We start from the raw sequence: 19,641 nt of genomic DNA, 5'->3' as shown, positions 1-19,641 counted from the left end.
GCTTCTACAAGCAGCGGGTTTTGCGTCGGGGTAAAATCCCCGTTGCAAAACGTAATTCTAAATTCTAAATTCTGCATTCTTTTAACTGATTACTCCATTGCTTCATTCACAGGGAATCTATCAATTAATTGCATCGCCCGTTGAGCATTCCGCCGCAACATATCTGGTAAATTAGGAACATGAGGAATCTGAGATAATAAATCCAGAGTGCGGCGTAAAATTCGCACTACGTCTCCTTCATCTAAAGTGGTTTTTTCACATAATACTTTCCACTCTACCCCTAATGCCCACTGTTCCACCAAAGAGATTAAGCTGATAAAACGAGTTTCTAAACCTACAGGTAAGGCTACCCCATGACGATACTGCACCTTTAATACAGAACGACGAATGGGTTGCAATGTTAACCAAGCTGCGTCCGCTTCTGGAGATAGATTAAAGTCAACTTTTGTATCTGGACGGGGGCTTTCAGTCACCAAAGCGGCTATTACTGCTGCTAAGTTATGGGGACCAATATTATCTAACTCTCCACTGGACAGAACTAAACCTAACCATAATTCATTTTCACCGCGAATAGCCGCAGCAATTTGTCCTAATTTTGTGGGGACTAAATTATCTAAACATTCAAAGGATTGCAAGATTTCAATTAAACAGAGAAACTCTTCCCAATATCGTTGGGATTGTAATGATACTTGCTCTTGTAAATGTTCAAGTTCTGCTTCTAGTTCCACACAACGCGCTCTATTTTTAAATATTTTGGCAATATTCCCCGATTTATAAATGGGATGGGTTTCTAACTGTTCTTGAACCGCAGTTAAGCGACTGAGTTGCTCCTGTACCTCTGTCGGTAGATGATTAAATTCTTCAGGATTGGGTATACTCTGAGCGATCGCTATCGTGCTTTCATCACCACGGATTGATTGTCCTCGTTTCAAGCTCAATTCTGAAGGTGGTATTAGCTGCGCTGGAACTTCTACCCGTGGTATTTCCGCATACATATCTAATATATCTGCTGAAGTTGCTACATACCAACGGTTATTTTGCCCTAAGCAGACAAAGTAAGATGTTTCACCCACACTCACGGCTTTGTCAACCAACACTACTGTTATCGGTAGGGGTGACATGGCGTTTCTGTCGTTGAGACTCAACATAGTTCCAGATATGGCAAAATCTAGCATCATTGCCAATTGTGCCTGTCTATCTTCCTGTGCTTGTTCTTGTAAGGTTTTGAAAATTTGCCGTTCTACTTTCAGCCGTTGACGCAATTTTTCATATTGCATCAATTCATTTTCATCAATAGCTGCCAATTGTGACTGAATTTGCGATAATTCGCCTTGAACTTGCGCCAGTTCTTCAAAATCTGGTTGCAAATGCAAGTTGGACATATATTGTCCAAAACTTCGTTCTATCAGTTCTCTGGCTTTTTCGATGGTGTGAGTTTGCAGCAGGTTCAATACCATGCCGTAACTGGGTGTAAACTGACTAACTAAGGGATCAGCCTTAGATGTAGCTAAATAAGACGCTTCTTTAGCTCCTTCAAAAGGAGTTTGTAATGTCACTACATAGCCTTGGAGATCCATGCCCCGACGACCAGCGCGACCTGCCATTTGCAGGAATTCCGAAGCATTGAGTAAGCGGTGTCCATTATCAGTCCGCTTAGACAAAGTAGAAATTACTGTTGTCCGGGCGGGCATATTAATTCCCGCTGCTAAGGTTTCCGTAGCGAATACAACTTTAATTAATCCCTGTTGAAACAGTTCTTCGACAAATCCTTTCCAGGCTGGTAAAATCCCGGCATGATGGGCAGCTATGCCTCGATACAGTGGGGCAACTTGTCCAGCCCTGCCAGCATCAGGGTTTTTGCGTAAAAATTCATCAATTTGTTGCCGCAGGATTTGGGACTCATCATTATTAACTAACCATAAATCACCAACTTCTTCGACAGCCTTATCACAGCCCCGACGACTGAAAATAAAGTAAATCGCAGGGAGCATATCCCGTTCTTGCAGTTGGCTGAGGGTATAAATAATACCGGGCGGTTCTGGTCTACCAGCTTTGCCTTTTTCCCAATATCCTTTTTTAGCCTTTTTGACTAGGCGGGGATTAATTTTGGTATTAGTTTCATTTAATAAGGGAAATAAGCCCTTGGGATTACAAAAGTTAAATTCTAAGGGAACGGGGCGAAAATCGGAGTAAATCAGGTCTGTGTGACCATGAACATGATTTAACCAACTGGTAAGTTGATCACTGTTGGCAACGGTGGCAGAAAGGGCTACAAGTTGGACGCTGCGGGGACAGTAGATGATGGATTCTTCCCAAACTGTACCCCGTTGGCGATCGTTCATGTAGTGGCACTCATCTAGCACTACAGCCTCAACGTCAGCTAAGGAGATCCCGATTTGACCTATGGGTGTGCCATAGAGCATATTGCGGAAAATTTCTGTGGTCATGACTAAAATTGGTGCATCCCTGTGAATGGAAGCGTCTCCCGTGAGGAGTCCAACTTGATCAAAGCCAAATTTTTCGCGGAAGTCTCGAAGTTTTTGATTAGATAATGCCTTTAAGGGAGTGGTGTAAAATACCCGTTTCCCGCGAGATAAGGCACGATAGATAGCATATTCCCCGATGAGGGTCTTTCCTGAGCCTGTGGGCGCACAGACGACTACTGAACGGTCAGCATTGAGGGAGGCGATCGCTTCTTTCTGGAATTGATCTAATTCAAAGGGGAAGATTGACCCAAGGTCAATTTCATTAGCGAAGGCAGAATAATTCACTCAATCATAATTTACAAGCAGACTATCCACTATCATAACGTGATTCGTGGTTTGCTACGTTGACATGAAAAGCGCAAGTTGTGAGGCTATTACTGAGCTTTTTTTAATCATTTTACTATTTCAGCAATTTTGCGGAGAACTCGACAGGCAATTACACTGACTACTTCCGCCAAGAAGTTTGTTGCAAAATTTGATCTATTTCTTGAGGAAAAGGACAATCATCAGGAAAAGAAAAAGATTGATAATCAGAGTTCTCTCGCAGAGTCGTTAATGCGCTGATATAACATTCTATAAATATTTCATCCCAATACGGTCTTAAGCTGGGAGAGTCTTCCAATAAGCCTTTCAATTCTCGCTGACTACGCTTAATTGTTTCTGTCCAACCACGATAGTCTTGAACGTAGTCTGAATAACAAAGTTTAAGACAATGTTCTAACATTGTGATGAGCCGATTTCGCAATTCTCGCTTTTGACTCCTTCCCAAACTTTCAATCTCCTCAATTAAGTCTTCCCAGTCAACACTATGATAATTTTGCTCTTTCAATAGATTAATTGTCTCTTCAATCCAGAGGGCGTAATCTGTTTGGGTTAGCATAGTATTTTTCCTCTTTCCCTAATTTTACACTTTTTTATCATTTTACTATTTCGGCAATTTTGCACAGAACTCGACAGGCAGATTCTAATTCGCTTTGGGTGGAAAGTGGTGCAAACACTCGTGATATGGCATAGTGTTTATTTTCTAGTTTGACAAACACAATATCGTCACCATTGGTTAACATTCCAAAGTTAGGTAGATTAGTGTTGGGACTAGCCATTAAGTAAGCCAGGGTTTGTGGCAATGCTGACCAAACTGATAACATGGTTTTTTTTGATTCTAAAACAATTATCCATAAGTTGTCTTGCAATACCAGTAAATCTATTCGACCCTGAAGAATTTCTTCGCCATCAGCTATTGTTATTTGTACAGATTCTTCTGCTTTGATGCGAAAAGGTGGATCATATAAACCTGCAATGGTAAGTAATGGAGAAACGAGTAATAGCATTACCGTACTTTCTAATAAATGCCCACCTGAACGATGATAAAGATAACGTTTCCAGAGAATTTCTAGGTTGGTACGGTCATTGGGATTAATTTCAGGTAATTGATCATGCCATTCTGTAAAAAAATCCAAGCTACTCCGACTCAAGCCAAATCGTTTTTCTGCTTCTGCGATGGTTTCAGTAATGGCTAGTGTTTGCATGGTGGATTTCTATCCCGGTAGCTGTGATTATATCGTCACTGCAACTTTACCAACTTCTGTAGATGGTTCGGGTATGGGTTGTCCATCTTCTTTCAATACTTCTAGGTATAATGCGATCGCTTCTTTAATATTTTCCTGTACTTCTGCTAAAGTATCGCCAATGCTGACACAACCAGGTAAGTCGGGAACATAAGCGCCCCAGTTTGTCTGGCCACGTTCGTAGATGACTGTGTACTCAATCATTTTTTCGTTCATAATTTTGCTTGCTTCCAAATTGATGAGAGTGTACCGACTGGAATATCATCACTTGGCTTTCCGGGTACAACTACAATACCTGATTTGCTTGGATGTTTGAGGATACGATGACTACCTCTGGTACGATCTATATACCAACCATCTGCTTCCAGAATTTTTAGAACTTCTTTAACCTTCATAATTTACAAGCAGACTATTTACTATCATACAGCGATTTCCAATCATATAAGGTACATCTTAGCCCCCTCATCGCTTGCGGGGAGGGGGTTGGGGGTGGGGTTCTTGTTCCGGGTTTGATGACAATTTGCTGTAACTTGATTAGTGATTTGCTACGTTGAGAGCAAAAACCCAGATGGGACAGTGTTAATACAGCTTACTACAGAAAAACTCTGTCTAATACCTGGATACAGACGTTATATAAAAAAATTATGTATAAAAACAGAAAAATACTATAGTAGTGCGATATAGTGTAGGTATGATGGGTATGTAATCGAAACCCAATCAATCAACATTCAAATCTTTAAGGAAAGGGAAAAACTATGACATTACAAGCTAATCGTTTGGAATCTTTGAAATCAATACGAGAAGATATTCATGGAAAACTAAAGCCTCTTCAAACTCAATTAGTAAATTTGGATATAAGTCAAAGTGAAAAAGAACAGATTATCGATGAGTTTAATACTCTCGACGCAATTCTGGAAGCACTTCAAGAGCAACATATCAGGATAGTAGTAATGGGTAAAGTAAACGCAGGTAAATCCTCTTTATCAAATGCTCTCTTAAAAGCTGATGTTTACAAAACTGATGTTATTCAAGGTACAGCCATAAAAGCTAATGGTTCAATAAAACTTGATAAGTGGGAAATCCATGATACACCCGGTATTATGCACAACTTGGCTGATGATGAAGAAGCCAAAGAAAATATTCGTCGAGCGCACGTAAAGATACTTGTAATAGATGATCAGCCCTATGAACCAGAACTTGAGTTGTTTAGATGGGCAACCAAAATTATGCCTGGACTTCCTACCGTCGTCTTTTTTAATAAGTATGATAAATTTCAAAACCAACCCCGTGCTGACAAAGAACGAATTCTTGAAGTTATAAAATCCAAGATGAAACCTTTTGTAAACAATATTGAAACTGATATTGTTTTTGGTTCTGCATCTCTTTTTGATGCTGATTCTGAATCTTACAAGAGACAGCCACCTCCAAAAGACTTGATGAACTGGTTATATAATCACGCTGATTACAGTAGCACCTTAATTAAAGTGATTGATCCAGCTAAACAGGCTTTAACTAATATTGAGAGTAATATTTTGCAAGTACGAGAGCAAGTAGCCAGAAGAATAGTGACTGAATATGCAGAAGGCAATGCAGCATCAGCACTCATTCCTTTTTCTTCTGTTACTTTTTTCCCAGCAAAATTACATGAGATGAATCTGATAATTTGTGAGATTATGGGTGTTCCAGCAGAAAAAATGCAAAATGCTGAATCTATTAGCAAGGTGTTTTGGGAGGGTGTATGGAGCGCAGCAAAAATTGAGGCATTATGGGGTGTCATAGGTATTGCATTAGCTCCTTTCACATTTGGTGTATCTTTGGCAGTTACCGTATACGGCACTATTCAAGAATGGAATGAATCTCAAAAAAGGGTGCTTGTGCTTGGTGAGGCTTTAATTCAATGGATTAAATCAGGATATCCTAATATTCGTGATGGAAAAGCCTATCTCGATCAAATCAAGAAAAAATTAGAGTCTGGCAATTTGTAGTTAAATAACGTCTTGGATTTGCCCAGATTTAAAAAGTGCGATCGCTCTCCCAGACCAATTTAATGAAATTGAGGATAGCGATTCCTACGGAGCGTTTCGCTATCGCACTATATTTTAGGGTACGTTAATGAAGCGGATTAAATAAGGCTATGATATAGGGGTAAACCTTTGATTTCTTCCCCTGCTGCTAGTTTATGGAGATATAAATATGACTGTGCAATTTAGAGAAAAAGCTTTGATGGCTTATGAAACCATGCCATCAAGTCAGAAAAATAGGGTTTCTAAAGTAATAAAGCAGCTAGATGTCGATAAATCACAGAGCTTAAAGTCTGATAAACTTGAGGATACAGATACATGGGTAGTCAGAGTAGATCCCACTGTGCGGTTACTATTTAAAAAAACAGATCAGGGTTTTTTGATAATTGATATTATTGACCGCAAAAAGGAAGATTATTCGTGATCACACTTTTTCCTTATAAGTTTGATATCAACAAATGTGATCAACAGATCCAAGAACTACAACATTTTCTAACAGCTAATTTAGCAATTTCAGCCAGAATAGAATAGTGTGTTTGAAGTAAGCCGCATTCCTTTAAATCAATATATGGATACTTTAACCAAAAACCGAGAGCAGATTATTGAGTCAATTAAGACATTGCCAGAAGATTCACTCACTGAACTCATCAATTTTATTGATTACCTGCGCTATAAAGCAACTCAAAAACAATCCCAAAAAACTAGTAAAAACTTTTTGCTTTCAATTGCAGCCTTGGGAAGTTCAGTCAAAAAGAGTGATAATGGAAAAGATTAACGCAGCCATTTCTGGTTTCCCAATTTAATCAGCTATGCAAAACCTCACCAGAATTACCCGTAACCCAGAAGTAATGGGCGGCAAACCCTGCATCCGGGGAATGCGTGTCACAGTTGGTACTATCGTTGGACTAATGGCATCTGGACACAGTGCAAATGATATACTCAAGGCTTACCCATACCTTGAAGAAGCAGATATCTATGAAGCTCTTGCCTATGCTGCATGGCGGGCTGAAGAAATTGAAGTCCCGTTGATAAGTGCATGAAAATTTTGATTGATATGAATCTTTCCCCTGATTGGGTAGCGGTTTTTGGGAGGTATAACATTACCGCTGTCCACTGGTCTACAGTTGGCGATACCCGTGAGAAAGATTCGGTAATTATGGAGTGGGCAAGAACTAATGGATATATCGTCTTTACCCACGATTTAGACTTCGGTTCTCTATTAGCTGCCACAGGTGCAAATACTCCCAGCGTTATTCAGGTTCGGACTCAGGATATTTTGCCTAGTAGCATTGAAAATATAGTAATTTCAGCCCTGAACCAGTTTGAATCTTCTCTTTTTTCCGGTGCGTTGCTAACAGTTGACAAAGCCCAATCTAGGGTGCGTATTTTACCCATTAAACGTGGTTAAGAGGGAGTGGATATTTCTGGGTTTTCAACCATAAACCGCTGTATTTTGTAATTTCCCGTGCTGCATATCATAAAAAAACTTCACTTATCACCCTTTCCCCAATTCCTGAGCGCGTTCTTTTGAGGCTTTGACGGCTTCAATGATAGCAGAACGAAAACCGGCTTTTTCCAAGGCGCTGACACCGGCAATGGTTGTCCCCCCAGGACTGGTAACTCTATCCTTGAGTTCCGCTGGGTGGATTTTTGTTTCTTGTATCAGTGTAGCTGTTCCTAATACCGTTTGTACAGCTAGTTGTTGAGCGATCGCTCTTGGTAAACCCACAGCCACACCTCCATCAGCCAACGCTTCAATCATCAATGCCACATAAGCCGGTCCACTACCAGATAATCCTGTCACCGCATCCATGAGGCTTTCCGGGACTTCGACGACTTCCCCCACAGCGGTAAAAATCTGCTGTGCTGTTTGTTGGTGATGGGGATGAGTATATGCACCTAAAGAAATTGCCGTTACCCCTGCACCTACTGTAGCGGGAGTATTAGGCATAGCCCGAATTATGGGAACTTGGGGAAAGGCTGCTTCCAATTGTTTTAAAGTTACACCCGCGAGGATAGAAATGATCAGGGGTGAATGTTCTGTGGGCAGGATATCTGCTAATTCTTGAGCCACAGCCGTAAATATTTGGGGTTTGATTGCCAACATCACCGCTGTTTTCGCTTCCCCTAACACCAAGCTATTATCCGTAGTTACAACCACCCCATATTGCTGCTCTAAATAGCTACCGCGTTCAGCCTGGGGTTCACTGACGATGATTTCTGAGCCTTGATAAATACCACTGACAATAAGGCGGGATAATAGAGCTTCTCCCATTACCCCACCGCCAATTAAGCCAAATTTTATATTCATTTTCATTAGTCACTAGTTAGTGGTCAATTAATTATCAGAACTAATGACTAATTTACCTTACTGTGCCATCCGAGTGGGTTCATTTCCCCAAGCGGTCGTTGCTGCTGTCGCTGCGGGACGAGCGGGACGAGCTTGGCTGATAGGCACTTCATGTATTAAACCACCTTGAGTGCTAACTTGCACGCAACTGGGAGTAAACAAGAAGATGCTTTCACCAATTCGTTCTTGATGTCCGTCTAAGGCATAAGTACCACCGGCAACAAAGTCAACTGCACGTTGAGCTTGGTCGGGGTCCATAATGGTCAAATTTAATACTACTGATTTGCGTTCGCGCAATGCTTGAATCGCTTGGGGCATTTCTTCAAATGTGCGAGGTTCGAGGACTAGAACTTCAGAGATTCCATTAATTGCGCCTGGCATACCAATAACATTACTCATAGGTTTGGATACTGTTGTTGCTACTTCTTCAGTAGTGGTAGGTGGATTTTCCCGCCAACGCCGATTGGCAGGAGTAGTTTCCTGTGGCGCTGGTTGAGGATTTTCTTGCTGATAGATGTTTTGATAGTTATTGGCTGTATCAGCTTCTTCTTCGTAGTATTCGTATTCTACCTGCTCATTTAAGCCAACAAAGTCCCTGAGTTTGGAAAATATATTACTCATGTTGTACGCTCCCGGATTAAAATTCCCCTAATTTTCCTGGCTATAAGTTACATTAAAGTTCCTTTTAGGCAGTAGTCGTAACTATAGTAGATGTTTGACGTAGCAATTGTACTACTGATTTTACTCTTTAGTACAAATTCTCAATTATCAACAGATACTCATGTTAATGCCTGCACATTAACGAATCTGTAACATTGAGTTAAAATTGTAGCCTAATGATCATTAAAAATAAAGGGGGTCTGACCACCTTTGCAATTCAGAATTACTTATGAGAATATTATATTTTTTGACAATTATGAATATTTGGTAGAATAAATTTGCAACCGATTGCCAATCATGGTGTTTAGAACCAAGGCTACAGCTATATCTACGCTCGTTCACCAAACAAAATTGTACCTAATCGTACCATTGTTGCTCCTGCTTGCACTGCCAATTGGTAATCACCAGACATACCCATTGATAATTGCTGCATTGTAATATCTGGCCAATTTTGTGATTTGATGGTTTGTGCTAATTTGTATGTACTATTAAATAGTGTTAAAATTTCTGCATCCGCCAAACCTTGCGGCGGAATTGTCATCAAACCTTGAATTTGTAAATTTTGACATTGGTTGAGTGCTGCCAAGTCAGCTAATAATTCTGGAACCATCCAACCAGATTTATTCGCGTCGGGGAGAAGTTTGACTTGTAAGCATACGTTAGGATTCACTCCCAGTTCTTGCGCTAGAGTATTTAAGCGTTGTGCCAGCGGCAAGTTATCAACGGAGTGAATCCATTGAAATAGTTCTAAGGCTTTTCTGGCCTTGTTCGTTTGCAGATGTCCAATTAAGTGCCAGGTAATATCCGATAGATCTTGCAATTCGGCTTGTTTACTGGCAGCTTCTTGGATGCGACTTTCGGCAAAATCACGAACTCCTGCGGTGTATGCTTCCCGCATTAATTCGGTAGATACTCTTTTTGTAACAGCAATCAACCTCACTGTAGATGGGAGTGAGGCGCGAATTTGAGTAAGGCGATCGCTAAGTGAACTATTCATTGGAATGTGCGCTGAAATACACCTTGAAGTTGCTCGTACTCTTGAGAATTACCACTGCGGCGCAAAGTCCGTAGGCGATTTTCCAGCATCATTCTGGCTTCAGTCCGGCCAATTGGCTGAAATTTCAGGGCTTTAAGCTCAGTTGTTACCAGAAAAAATAAGCGTTGGGCGTAGAGTGTGGTAAACAGATCCTGGTTCTCATCAACCATACAGATCCTATAGAGTAAACCCCAAGTTGGATGATTTATGTAAGTTTCTGAGTTTTCTGGATTCATTTCCTAGTCAGGGTGGGGAGTATATGTAGCCGGGAACGGGGAACAGGGTGAAAAGTTTGATGATAACTGGATGTTTTCATGCAACTGACAACCGCTATAGCTTGTTCTGCAATTTACTAACATTCAGAGGATAGTATATCCCTTCCGCCAAATTTTTCGTTGACAGTGCGAAACTAACAATCTTCTTGACGGTTTCTGAAGCAAAACAACACCCTTTTAAGTCTGTGATGTTGCACAGGCTTCTTTCTATCCTGCCACAATTCTCACCCAACGGCGCAAAAATGGACATTTATCCAGCCGGCATATAGTAGGAGTCAGGAGTCAGGAGATTAAGGAGTCAGGAAGAAAGAAGAAAGAAGAAAGAAGAAAATTTTTTCTCGTTCCCATACTCTGTATGGGAATGAATTCTCAAGGCTCTGCCTTGAATAACAATAGAGGCAGAGCCTCTAGATAGTATTCCCAGTCCGAGACTGGGAACGAGATGAAAAATGTCATATTAGAATTGAGGGCTTCTGTCTCTCGACGGATGAAAACACCTAAATTCATTGCTTAAATCTAGAATACCGGGAATTCATGCGCCAATTTACCAACGAGGAGAAGCAACCCTGCTGCTTTTGCCGCAAGCATTAATAATTCCTTTTCCTTTTTGCAGAGGTGAAGTTCCTCTGTTGTCATTTCATCGTAGTCGAGTTCCTCCTCAATGAGATCAATGATCTCTCGAGCTAGTTTCATTGTAACGAAAAGCACTGTGCGCTCGTCTTCGCAGAACGCTACAGGTGCCATATCCCAGGCTTTCGTAAACGTGAGTATATAACCCGCCTTACTGGGACAGAAAAACTTTAACTCAAACCCAATCTCCTTTAGATCCGATATTTTAAGCGACTTCCTGTTCTCGTAAGTGATCGGAACGTCTGTTCTTAGGAATTTCATGTCTTTAGTCTTTCTGCTTTATGTATATTATGTATATTATGTATATATTGTAAGATAAATGCGTTGCTTATTTACCAGAGTCAGATCCCCGACTTCTTGAAGAAGTCGGGGATCTTGTTACCGATTCTTAAGAGAAGGAAAATTTTTCCCACCTAGTTCAATTTGTCCAGTTACGCACCCAGCTTTTAACCTATTTACTAAATACTCCAAATCATTAGCAATAAAATTTGTGCCATGATCTGGTTCTACTAAGCTAATTAAATTGACATCATTGATTATTTGATCACCTAAATCAGCAATTCCTAGAAAATTGAAAACCCCTGATTCATAAGTTCCACAAGGTACAGAAGGATTATTCATCCCGACACAATATTCATTTTCTTGAAACCAATCAAAACTAGGATAGCCATGAAAGTGAACTATGGGCGCACCATTGGCAATTAATTCTGGTGTATATAAAGCGGCAGCTAAACTAATAGCTAACATGACATAGATATCATAGGAAGGTTTGATATCTGTTTTTTTTGAATTACTTCCTAATGGTAATTGCAGATGTAATTTATCTTGTAAACCAATCCGCAGAATATCAGAATCAATGTTTAAATCCGTTTTATTTGCCCCAGAACGAGAACTAACTAACCAAATATCAGGTATTTGCTTAAATCTATTTTCGGCGTTGATATTTAGTTTAATAAAACGTCTACCTTGTTCATTTTGGCGAAGTTCATAACTACTAAATCCGGCTACAGGTAATAAATTCTCCCATTCATCAATAGTGATTTCTGGCTTACCGACATAATGAGGAGGTTCAGCATAAGCCACAAAACCATAAGATACTCCTGTTCTGCCATTAACGATGACATTAACAATGTCTCTATGGGATTTTCTTTTAATAACTTCATTTAATTTAAATCCGGCGGGAAATAAACCTGTAGATGCTAATTCTTGCCCTAATTTTACCAGCTTTCCGGCATAGTTTGATAGATGAGGATTATATTCTCCTAGTTCAAAGCGACTAATTAATAATGGAGTAATGGGGACAAATACTTTAGGGATAAGTGATTTTAAAGCAAAATTTTCAATTTCATGGGGAGCGAATTTAGAATCAGAAAGATTCATATTCAAAATAGAAAATTTTTCATCAGATACACCAATAACAATTTCTGAAAAGGTTTTAACTAGTGTATTGATACCAATGCGAATTTTTTCTGAATAAGGTGTGAGTGGATTAACAAATTCAGCATCTATATCAGTGAGAATTATTACTTGTGTATTTGTCGGATCTTCCACATATTTGGCAGCATGATCTTCAGCCCAACTACTTAATTTAGCAATTTCAATAACGGACATTTGCTGTTTTTCTTTCAACCATGTATAAGATAACTTATACCAAGCCTCAGCTATAAATATTCCTAATTTTCTTAACCATGAGTTTGGTCTTTCTACGTCTATTACAGCATCAATATCTGCTCTGACACTCTGCATTTTTAAAGATTTCTGCCAGTTAATAATGGGGATTTTAATGGTATGTTTTAATTCGGTTGTGGCTTCTTTCCAGGGAATTACTTTCACACCATGCTTTTGCAGATAGAAAATTAATTGTTGGCGAAATCTGACAATAACTTGATGATGATAATTATCGGGTAAAGGTCTAAAAGTAACTTTTAAGTTTTCAGCCATGAATTGAGGATTAATAATTGGTGCTTGATATCCTGTGGGTGATTCTCCAGAAAAGCCACCAATTAATTTACCAATAGTTTGTAAACTAATACCTTGAGTTAAAGGTTCATGGGCATAGTTATTTGTAACATTCATTTCCTGGATTAATGCTAAAATATCTTCTTTATATGTAGCTATTTCTATTTGTATTTCTGGAGTAATTACACCCTTGGGAGAACGAATATTTAGCTTGCTATTTTCTGACCAGAATAAGACACCTTGTTGAGTGAGTTTTGCTAAAATTTCTGCTGCGTTCATAACAAAATTTCCTGTATTTAAAAATAGGAAGTTAGAAAAGAGGACACCTGGCTGAATTAGGCTATCCTAATCTAGCGAAGTGTCCCAATAATCAAGGAGGAAAAACTGGTTTATCAGTAATTAAACAGAATTTGTAGAGGTTATATCTGGATAATTTCTGACTGGGAATTTTCTAATTCTTCAGATAATCTGAGAGAAAGTTCTTCAATGGTGGGATAATACCAAAGGTGGATAAGTGATAATTTAAATCCCAAAAACTTTTCGGCTCTACTAGCGATAATTATGGTTTGTGCTGAGTCTAAACCGTAACTATCTAAAGGTTCACGAATATTTATTTCTTCTGGATTAACTCCCAGTAAAGAGGAAATTTCGGAAACTAACCAAGCTTGAATTTTAGTGGCGTTATCTTGGTTGTCGGGTAGGGAATGAGAGAGATTGTTATTCATTTATGTACCTCCTGGTATTAAGTAATGAGATGAGATCTTCATGATATAATCAATGCAATTATCAACAAGTTTTTCTATGGTTTGGCGATTAAGTGCAGGTTGAGAAAAAACAAAATTTAAAGTCATTTTTTCTTGAAAAGTAGCAGCGTGAACAATAAACATTCCTGCATATAAAGCATGAGAACCAACAAAACTGATTTCTTCTAGTTCTAATTCTCCATAAGTATGGGGAATATTAACTTTACCAATGTTAGAAACTGAAACTGTAGCAGATACTTGATTCGGGAATAGCAAAGAAAAATTTATCAATTGTTTAGCGAGAAATATCATTTGAACAATTTCTCCTTGGCTAATTTTTTTATTAAGAGTATGTTTTGCTTTTCGCGCTAATTCCCAAAAAGATATATTATTAGTAATTCGATAAAATCCCATGATAGAGGCTGCTAAAACCGTCATATTTTCTTGACTAATTTCTGGTTGTAACCGTCTTCTTAAATCAAGATATGATAAACAACTAACTCGAATATTATCTTCATGGCTTTTAGTCAGTTGTTTGGAGACTGTTAACATTAATGCCGCACATAAAGCACTTTGTACTGTAGTTTTTTCTTGTCTGCATTGCTGAATAAACTGTTGTGTTGATTCTTCGCTAAGTTGTCTATGAATAATTTCGCAACGCCGTTGAGAAATGGGAACATATTTTTCTACTCCTAATGTTTTTGGTTGATTCCAATATTTTTGCAGTGCGAGATTTAATAATAAAGCAATTCTCCCTAGTTTGCCTTTAAAACTATTTGTCCATGGAGGTAATAGTTTTTCAATGGGTGGAAGTGGTTCTAACGTAGTAACTGCTGGAATGGATTTACCTGCGGTAATTTTTTGACAGTAGGTTAAAATTTCTGAATGAAGTTGGATGCTTGATAAACCGTCGGTAATAGCATGATGTGTAGTTGTAATTAGATAATTAATATTCTGCTGATTTAATATTTTTACAAGTACGACTCGTAGCAGATATTTACTACTATCAATTACCTGATTCATTTCTGTATTAACGATTGCTTCCCATTCCTGACTTTCTCTAATATTAACAACTTGCAAAGGAAGTTTTCCTGTACCTTTGGACTGATAATAGTAGGAATTTCTAGAATTAATAATATGAGCATTAAGCGCAGGATGACGATATTGAATAATATCTAAAGACTGTCTGAGAACCGTTTCTTGAATATTTCCTTGAATCCGGCTAATGGTAACTAAGTTCCATGTTTTAGCTCGTTGATTCAGGATTTCCATTGTTTCTTCTAGCTGTCCTAATTTTCTATTTATAGCCATTTTTATCACCGTTGTTGGTAGTGAGGGATAAATCCCTCACTTGCATATAAATCTAATTTGATTTGTTTATGTTGTGGGCATTATTGTATTTTGATAACGAACCACAGAGGCACAGAGATCACAGAGGAAATGCTGTATAGTGCTAACTACAAATTTTGTGGATGATATTGGCTGAATTCTTCTGGCATTTGTAAGCCTTGAATTTTTAAGTTTTGAATACGATATAAATACGCTGCACCTGTCATAATTTGATCGGCTATATCAACTACTCGACGATTATTGATATCTGCTAAGTAAGAATGACGTACCCAATTATTAAAACTTCCCATTGCTGGTCCACACCAGATTTGATAATCAATTTCCCGACCTTTTTCTCCAGTATTTGACCACCGGGAAGATAGTCCTAAATACCAGCGAAATATTAATGCCATTTTTAATTTAGGATTATTAGCTGCTTTGCTTAATTTTTCTGGGTTACGTTGAGATAAATAAGTAGATGTTTCTTGCCAAATTTCGGCAATTGTTTTTCGCAGAATTTGTTTTTCTAACTTTTCTATTTCATCTGGAGGAATTTCGGCAAACGAATTATAATTTCTGTATAATTCCCCTAGTTTTTGAGCGCGAAGGGGGAAAAGAGTTCCCCGCTTAAGAACTTGTAATTTGACTCCCATTTCAAACATATCTGCTGCGGGTGCCATCATTACATCAGTCATTTCTGCTTCAGCTAGGAGCTTTTTTGTATATTCAGAAGTCCCAGCTTCAAGGCAAGATTGATTAATAGAACCGGTGACAATATAAGCTGCACCCATCATTAAGGCTGCTAGTGCTGATTGGGGTGTGGAAATTCCCCCAGCTACCCCAATTCTTACAGGTTGTTTATAACAATATTTACGTTGAATTTCGTCTCTTAATTCTAAGATAGAAGGTAATAAACAAACCAAGGGACGATTATCTGTATGTCCTCCTGAATCTGCTTCTACGGTAATATCATCAGCCATAGGAATCTTCGCGGCAAGATTAGCTTGCAATTCGCTAATTAATCCTTGTTCAACTAATTGGGTGAGAATTTTTGTGGGTGCAGGTTGGAGGAATTTAGTGGCAACTTCTCGCCGGGAAACTTTGGCAATAATTTTATTTTTGATTTCAATGTCATTAGCTGAATTTAAACTTAGTCCAGCAGCCCGATAGTAGACGATATTATCACTCAAATCTAAGAATGCAGAGGCTTCAATTATTCTGACTTGATGCTGTAAATACAAATCAATTAAACGCCGTTCAATAGCAGGTTCGCTAGGACTATGAAGCAAGTTGAAAACATAAGATTTGTTATGCAAAGCTTGTTGAATTTTGTGAATTGCTGTTTCTATCCGGGAAGGAGATAAACCTCCTGCACCAAAGGAGCTTAAAATGTTGGCTTTTCCCAAGGTAATTACCATTTCTTCAGATGCAATACCTTGAGCCATTGCCCCAGTCATATAGGCATATTTTACGCCGTAGAACTCTAGAAAAGTTGGATCACCTAATTGATGAAATCCGATAGTAGGAACAGTTAAAAGCATTTCCAATTTCTGAGTTTTACCGTTAGCACTATATGATAAACTGCCTTCATTGCTAATGCCAATTTGTCCTTCTTTATTCAGAATATAACAAGGAGAATTTAAATTCATCAGTTTATTTTTAATATTTACTGCATCAAAAGACACAGTATTTAAATCGCCTTGCCATCCTTGATAATTGTTATTCATTGAAGGAGAAAATTTGAGTTGTTGTTGATATTTGTTTTCTAAATTAACCACGTTATTTAACCTCTAATCATCAATTTGAATGTTTTGGACAGGCAAGATGCCTATCCCACAATAGATTCACAAGAATTACTCTGTATTTCTACTTTTCTTTTCTAACTTGGGTCACCATTTTTTTGTACAAATCTAATTGCTGCTGGAGAAAGAGACTAAGTTGTTGAAGTGATGTTTGCCGGGACTTTAATAAAAATCCGTGTGCTTTAGCCAGCCGGACATGATGATCATTTAAACTTTTATAATTAGGGGTGGATTTTATTTTGTGTTCATAATTTAATAAGGAATTATCTGGAAAAGATGACTGATTTTCGCAAGCATGATCTTGATCCAATTTGATGTTGGGAAAAGAATATAAAGGTGATAAATCCAATTCAACTCGATGACTAAATAGCTTGGCTAAGGCTTTAATAATGGAGGTATGATCATCTACACCTCTTCTATTTAGAGATACAGCTAGATGTTCTTTGTCTTTGAGAATTTCGCTAATCCACCGACTACAGTTACTACCAACACCAACTTCAATAAAGATTCTGATATTGTCATTGTAGGCACGATTAACTAAGCGAGGAAAATCAAGTTGGTGACAAAGGGCTTTAGCAATATTTTTGCCTATTAAATTACTATCAATTTTCATGGGTGCGTATTCTGCCGCAGAGTAGAAAATTGTTTTTGAATTTGCTTGGCTAGGTAAGGTATTGATTTTTACTAATTCATCATATTCAGAGTGCATTGGTTCACAATGAATTACATGATTAATTGATGTTGGAAAAGCGTCACATTTTAATGTTTGAATAACTCTTTCACAAGCTTGAGTTTCACCAGCAATAATGACTTCTTCAGGTGTATTAATTAAAACGATATAAACCCGACTTTCATTTTTTAGGACTTCTTGGACTAGGGAAGAGGAACATATCAAAATATAGTTACTCCAAAATTCTTCGCTTTTACCTGTATAAATTAAAGGTAATCCCCAATGCTGACGAACTGCATTTTTTTGACCAGATAGCCGGGTTTTAAATAAAGGGGATGAATTCAAATAATCACTGGTACTTTTAAAGCTAGTCCAGACCCCTTGTGCTAACATCATGCTAGTTTCACCAAGGCTATATCCAAAAGCATAGGGGGACTGAATGCGAAAGTGATTTTTCAGCATTACTGTCATTAATCTCGCTAAACCAACTTCCCATTCCAGCATAGAAACTGGATCATTTATTAATTTTTGTTCTATAGTTTCTAGTTGTCTTTTTGATAATTTATTAATGCTGCGAGGATAGATAAATTTTTCAATGTCAGCGGCTCGATTATAAACGCTTTTAACAACAACATCATCGTAGAGTTGAGGGAAAAGACGGAAAATATTTCGTCCCATTCCTATATAAGAAGTAAAAGAACCAGGATAAACAAAAGCAATATGACCTTTTTTTCCTTGGGGATTAACTGTAAAATAACTACCAAGAGGAGTTTGCCAATCTTTGCCAGTGGCAAAAGCAATTTTCACTCCCTGAATTGCCCTTTCAATTTCTCGTTTTAATTCTTCTGGATGTCGTGAAAGAATTGCTAAAGCGTAAGTTGATTGTTGATATTGCTGATATTTTTGGAAATAATCACTAGCAAGTTGCGATAGAGAAGAAACATCTGTGAGACTTTGTTGAAGTGCGGTAATTTGTGTTAATAAAGAAGCACGATCATCAGCCGCAATGGGAAATAAATAATAGGACATTTCTGCTAAATATTGACTACTGCGTTCTATCTGGCTGATTTCTTCTGACAAAATTAAATGTCCATAAATATTATCTTCTTCCATTATATTTACCGCAGCTATTCTTTTAGTCGCACCAGGTTCTAAAAACCAAGGTTTTGATTCTACGGCTACATAAAAGGGGCTTCCATGCCAAATTTCTGGCTGTTTAGGATTGAACCACTGGGGAACACCGGGAATATAACGATAATATAAACAAAGTGCGGTTTTAATGAGGCTAAATATGCCCGCAGAGGCTTGTGTATTGCCAATATTTGCTTTAACACTACCCAAGGCACAACTCAGATTTTCTGCCCCTGTCTGATAAGCCGATATTAAACCTTGAATTTCCGCTATATCTGCGTTAGGAATCCCACTAGCAACAACTTCCAAATAACCAATATCTGCGGCATTAACATCTGCTATTTGAAACGCCTCTTGACAAGCTTGCTTAACAGTTTCTGGATGATTTGGAGCATCTTTCACTACACTCAAACCATCAATGACTGCATAGATGCAATGATTTCGTTGCTTGGCTGTTTCATACAGTTGTAATACTACTGCGGCAGCACCTGCTGTTTTTATGATACTCTGAGCTTTTTCGTCATAACTGAAAGCATATCCAGTCGGATTAATTTCTATCTGGTAATTCTTATCTATCCCGACAATTAAAACAGCTTCAACTTGTTGGGAAATTAATAATTTTTTACTGACATCCAAGGCTGATAAAAGCGAATTTTCTTCGGCAAAAAATGCTAATTCAGCAGAAATATAATTAGCTAATTTAGCAGAATTTTCTGTGGGAGAAATGATGATTAAAGCTATCTTTCTATCTGGTTGAATTTTAGCATCTTCCAGCGCAGAATTGATCACCTCTCGACTTAAAGGAGTTTGCTGATAATTTTCAGATGTAACTGAATTTTGCTTACCTTCATAAATCAGACGTTCAAACTTATTTAATGTTGGTGAACTACTCACAAAACAATCCATACCGACAATTGCTAACTTTTGATTCTGTGCAATTGATTTCATTATGATTCTCCATTTTTTTATAAACTAACCGAAACA

At 38.2% G+C, this 19,641-nt stretch carries 20 protein-coding genes; 5 read left to right on the top strand and 15 right to left on the bottom strand.

Features of this window, described 5'->3' with window-relative positions:
* Positions 1-89: 89 nt before the first annotated feature.
* From ANA_RS03155 to ANA_RS03135, 5 genes are all read right to left on the bottom strand, one after another.
* The gene (locus ANA_RS03155; RefSeq protein ID WP_015078604.1) at positions 90-2,771 is read right to left on the bottom strand and encodes a DEAD/DEAH box helicase; all 2,682 of its coding nucleotides are present in this window, start codon (positions 2,769-2,771) and stop codon (positions 90-92) included.
* Between the two features lie 160 nt (positions 2,772-2,931).
* Positions 2,932-3,366, bottom strand: a complete 435-nt coding sequence (locus ANA_RS03150) for a DUF29 domain-containing protein (protein WP_015078603.1) — start codon at positions 3,364-3,366, stop codon at positions 2,932-2,934.
* Between the two features lie 37 nt (positions 3,367-3,403).
* Positions 3,404-4,012 carry a type I restriction endonuclease gene (locus tag ANA_RS03145; RefSeq protein ID WP_015078602.1) on the bottom strand — a complete coding sequence of 203 codons (609 nt, stop codon included), beginning with the start codon at positions 4,010-4,012 and terminating at the stop codon, positions 3,404-3,406.
* A 27-nt stretch (positions 4,013-4,039) separates the two neighbouring features.
* A complete protein-coding gene (locus ANA_RS03140; protein ID WP_015078601.1) occupies positions 4,040-4,267 on the bottom strand; it encodes a type II toxin-antitoxin system HicB family antitoxin in 228 nt (75 codons plus the stop codon).
* Complete coding sequence (locus tag ANA_RS03135) at positions 4,264-4,446, bottom strand: type II toxin-antitoxin system HicA family toxin (RefSeq protein WP_015078600.1); 183 nt, start codon at positions 4,444-4,446, stop codon at positions 4,264-4,266. Before ANA_RS03135 ends, ANA_RS03140 begins: the two co-directional genes overlap by 4 nt.
* A 360-nt stretch (positions 4,447-4,806) precedes the next feature.
* On the opposite strand from ANA_RS03135, the gene ANA_RS03130 reads away from it, so the two are divergent.
* From ANA_RS03130 to ANA_RS03110, 5 genes are all read left to right on the top strand, one after another.
* Positions 4,807-6,036 (top strand): GTPase domain-containing protein, encoded by a 1,230-nt coding sequence (locus ANA_RS03130; protein WP_015078599.1) that lies wholly within the window; start codon positions 4,807-4,809, stop codon positions 6,034-6,036.
* A gap of 208 nt (positions 6,037-6,244) precedes the next feature.
* Complete coding sequence (locus ANA_RS03125) at positions 6,245-6,496, top strand: hypothetical protein (RefSeq protein ID WP_015078598.1); 252 nt, start codon at positions 6,245-6,247, stop codon at positions 6,494-6,496.
* Positions 6,497-6,604: 108 nt separating this feature from the next.
* A complete protein-coding gene (locus ANA_RS03120) occupies positions 6,605-6,847 on the top strand; it encodes a DUF2281 domain-containing protein (RefSeq protein WP_235081938.1) in 243 nt (80 codons plus the stop codon).
* Between the two features lie 34 nt (positions 6,848-6,881).
* Complete coding sequence (locus ANA_RS03115) at positions 6,882-7,112, top strand: DUF433 domain-containing protein (RefSeq protein ID WP_015078595.1); 231 nt, start codon at positions 6,882-6,884, stop codon at positions 7,110-7,112.
* The gene (locus tag ANA_RS03110; RefSeq protein ID WP_015078594.1) at positions 7,109-7,480 is read left to right on the top strand and encodes a DUF5615 family PIN-like protein; all 372 of its coding nucleotides are present in this window, start codon (positions 7,109-7,111) and stop codon (positions 7,478-7,480) included. The genes ANA_RS03115 and ANA_RS03110 overlap by 4 nt, the downstream gene beginning before the upstream one ends.
* Positions 7,481-7,567: 87 nt before the next feature.
* Here ANA_RS03110 and proC read toward each other — a convergent pair whose 3' ends face one another.
* From proC to ANA_RS03060, 10 genes are all read right to left on the bottom strand, one after another.
* Positions 7,568-8,383 (bottom strand): pyrroline-5-carboxylate reductase, encoded by an 816-nt coding sequence (gene proC, locus ANA_RS03105; protein ID WP_015078593.1) that lies wholly within the window; start codon positions 8,381-8,383, stop codon positions 7,568-7,570.
* 57 nt (positions 8,384-8,440) lie between these two features.
* Positions 8,441-9,043 (bottom strand): cell division protein SepF, encoded by a 603-nt coding sequence (locus ANA_RS03100; protein ID WP_015078592.1) that lies wholly within the window; start codon positions 9,041-9,043, stop codon positions 8,441-8,443.
* 367 nt (positions 9,044-9,410) lie between these two features.
* A complete protein-coding gene (locus tag ANA_RS03095) occupies positions 9,411-10,079 on the bottom strand; it encodes a YggS family pyridoxal phosphate-dependent enzyme (RefSeq protein ID WP_015078591.1) in 669 nt (222 codons plus the stop codon).
* Positions 10,076-10,354, bottom strand: a complete 279-nt coding sequence (pipX, locus tag ANA_RS03090) for a transcriptional coactivator PipX (RefSeq protein ID WP_015078590.1) — start codon at positions 10,352-10,354, stop codon at positions 10,076-10,078. The genes ANA_RS03095 and pipX overlap by 4 nt, the downstream gene beginning before the upstream one ends.
* A gap of 555 nt (positions 10,355-10,909) precedes the next feature.
* A complete protein-coding gene (locus ANA_RS27320) occupies positions 10,910-11,284 on the bottom strand; it encodes a hypothetical protein (protein WP_015078589.1) in 375 nt (124 codons plus the stop codon).
* Positions 11,285-11,401: 117 nt separating this feature from the next.
* A complete protein-coding gene (locus tag ANA_RS03080) occupies positions 11,402-13,261 on the bottom strand; it encodes a TubC N-terminal docking domain-related protein (protein WP_015078588.1) in 1,860 nt (619 codons plus the stop codon).
* A gap of 140 nt (positions 13,262-13,401) precedes the next feature.
* Entirely contained in the window at positions 13,402-13,707 is a 306-nt protein-coding gene (locus ANA_RS03075; protein ID WP_015078587.1) for a phosphopantetheine-binding protein, read from the bottom strand.
* Positions 13,708-15,036 (bottom strand): phthiocerol/phthiodiolone dimycocerosyl transferase family protein, encoded by a 1,329-nt coding sequence (locus ANA_RS03070; RefSeq protein ID WP_015078586.1) that lies wholly within the window; start codon positions 15,034-15,036, stop codon positions 13,708-13,710.
* Positions 15,037-15,182: 146 nt separating this feature from the next.
* A complete protein-coding gene (locus tag ANA_RS03065) occupies positions 15,183-16,781 on the bottom strand; it encodes a PfaD family polyunsaturated fatty acid/polyketide biosynthesis protein (RefSeq protein WP_083881495.1) in 1,599 nt (532 codons plus the stop codon).
* A 139-nt stretch (positions 16,782-16,920) separates the two neighbouring features.
* Positions 16,921-19,605 carry a PfaB family protein gene (locus ANA_RS03060; RefSeq protein WP_015078584.1) on the bottom strand — a complete coding sequence of 895 codons (2,685 nt, stop codon included), beginning with the start codon at positions 19,603-19,605 and terminating at the stop codon, positions 16,921-16,923.
* Between the last annotated feature and the right edge of the window lie 36 nt (positions 19,606-19,641).

This window comes from Anabaena sp. 90, assembly GCF_000312705.1.
In the GTDB taxonomy this organism is placed as follows: Bacteria; Cyanobacteriota; Cyanobacteriia; order Cyanobacteriales; family Nostocaceae; genus Dolichospermum; species Dolichospermum lemmermannii.
Note: the sequence above shows the minus strand (reverse complement) of the source record. Positions and strands in the feature narration are given on the sequence as shown.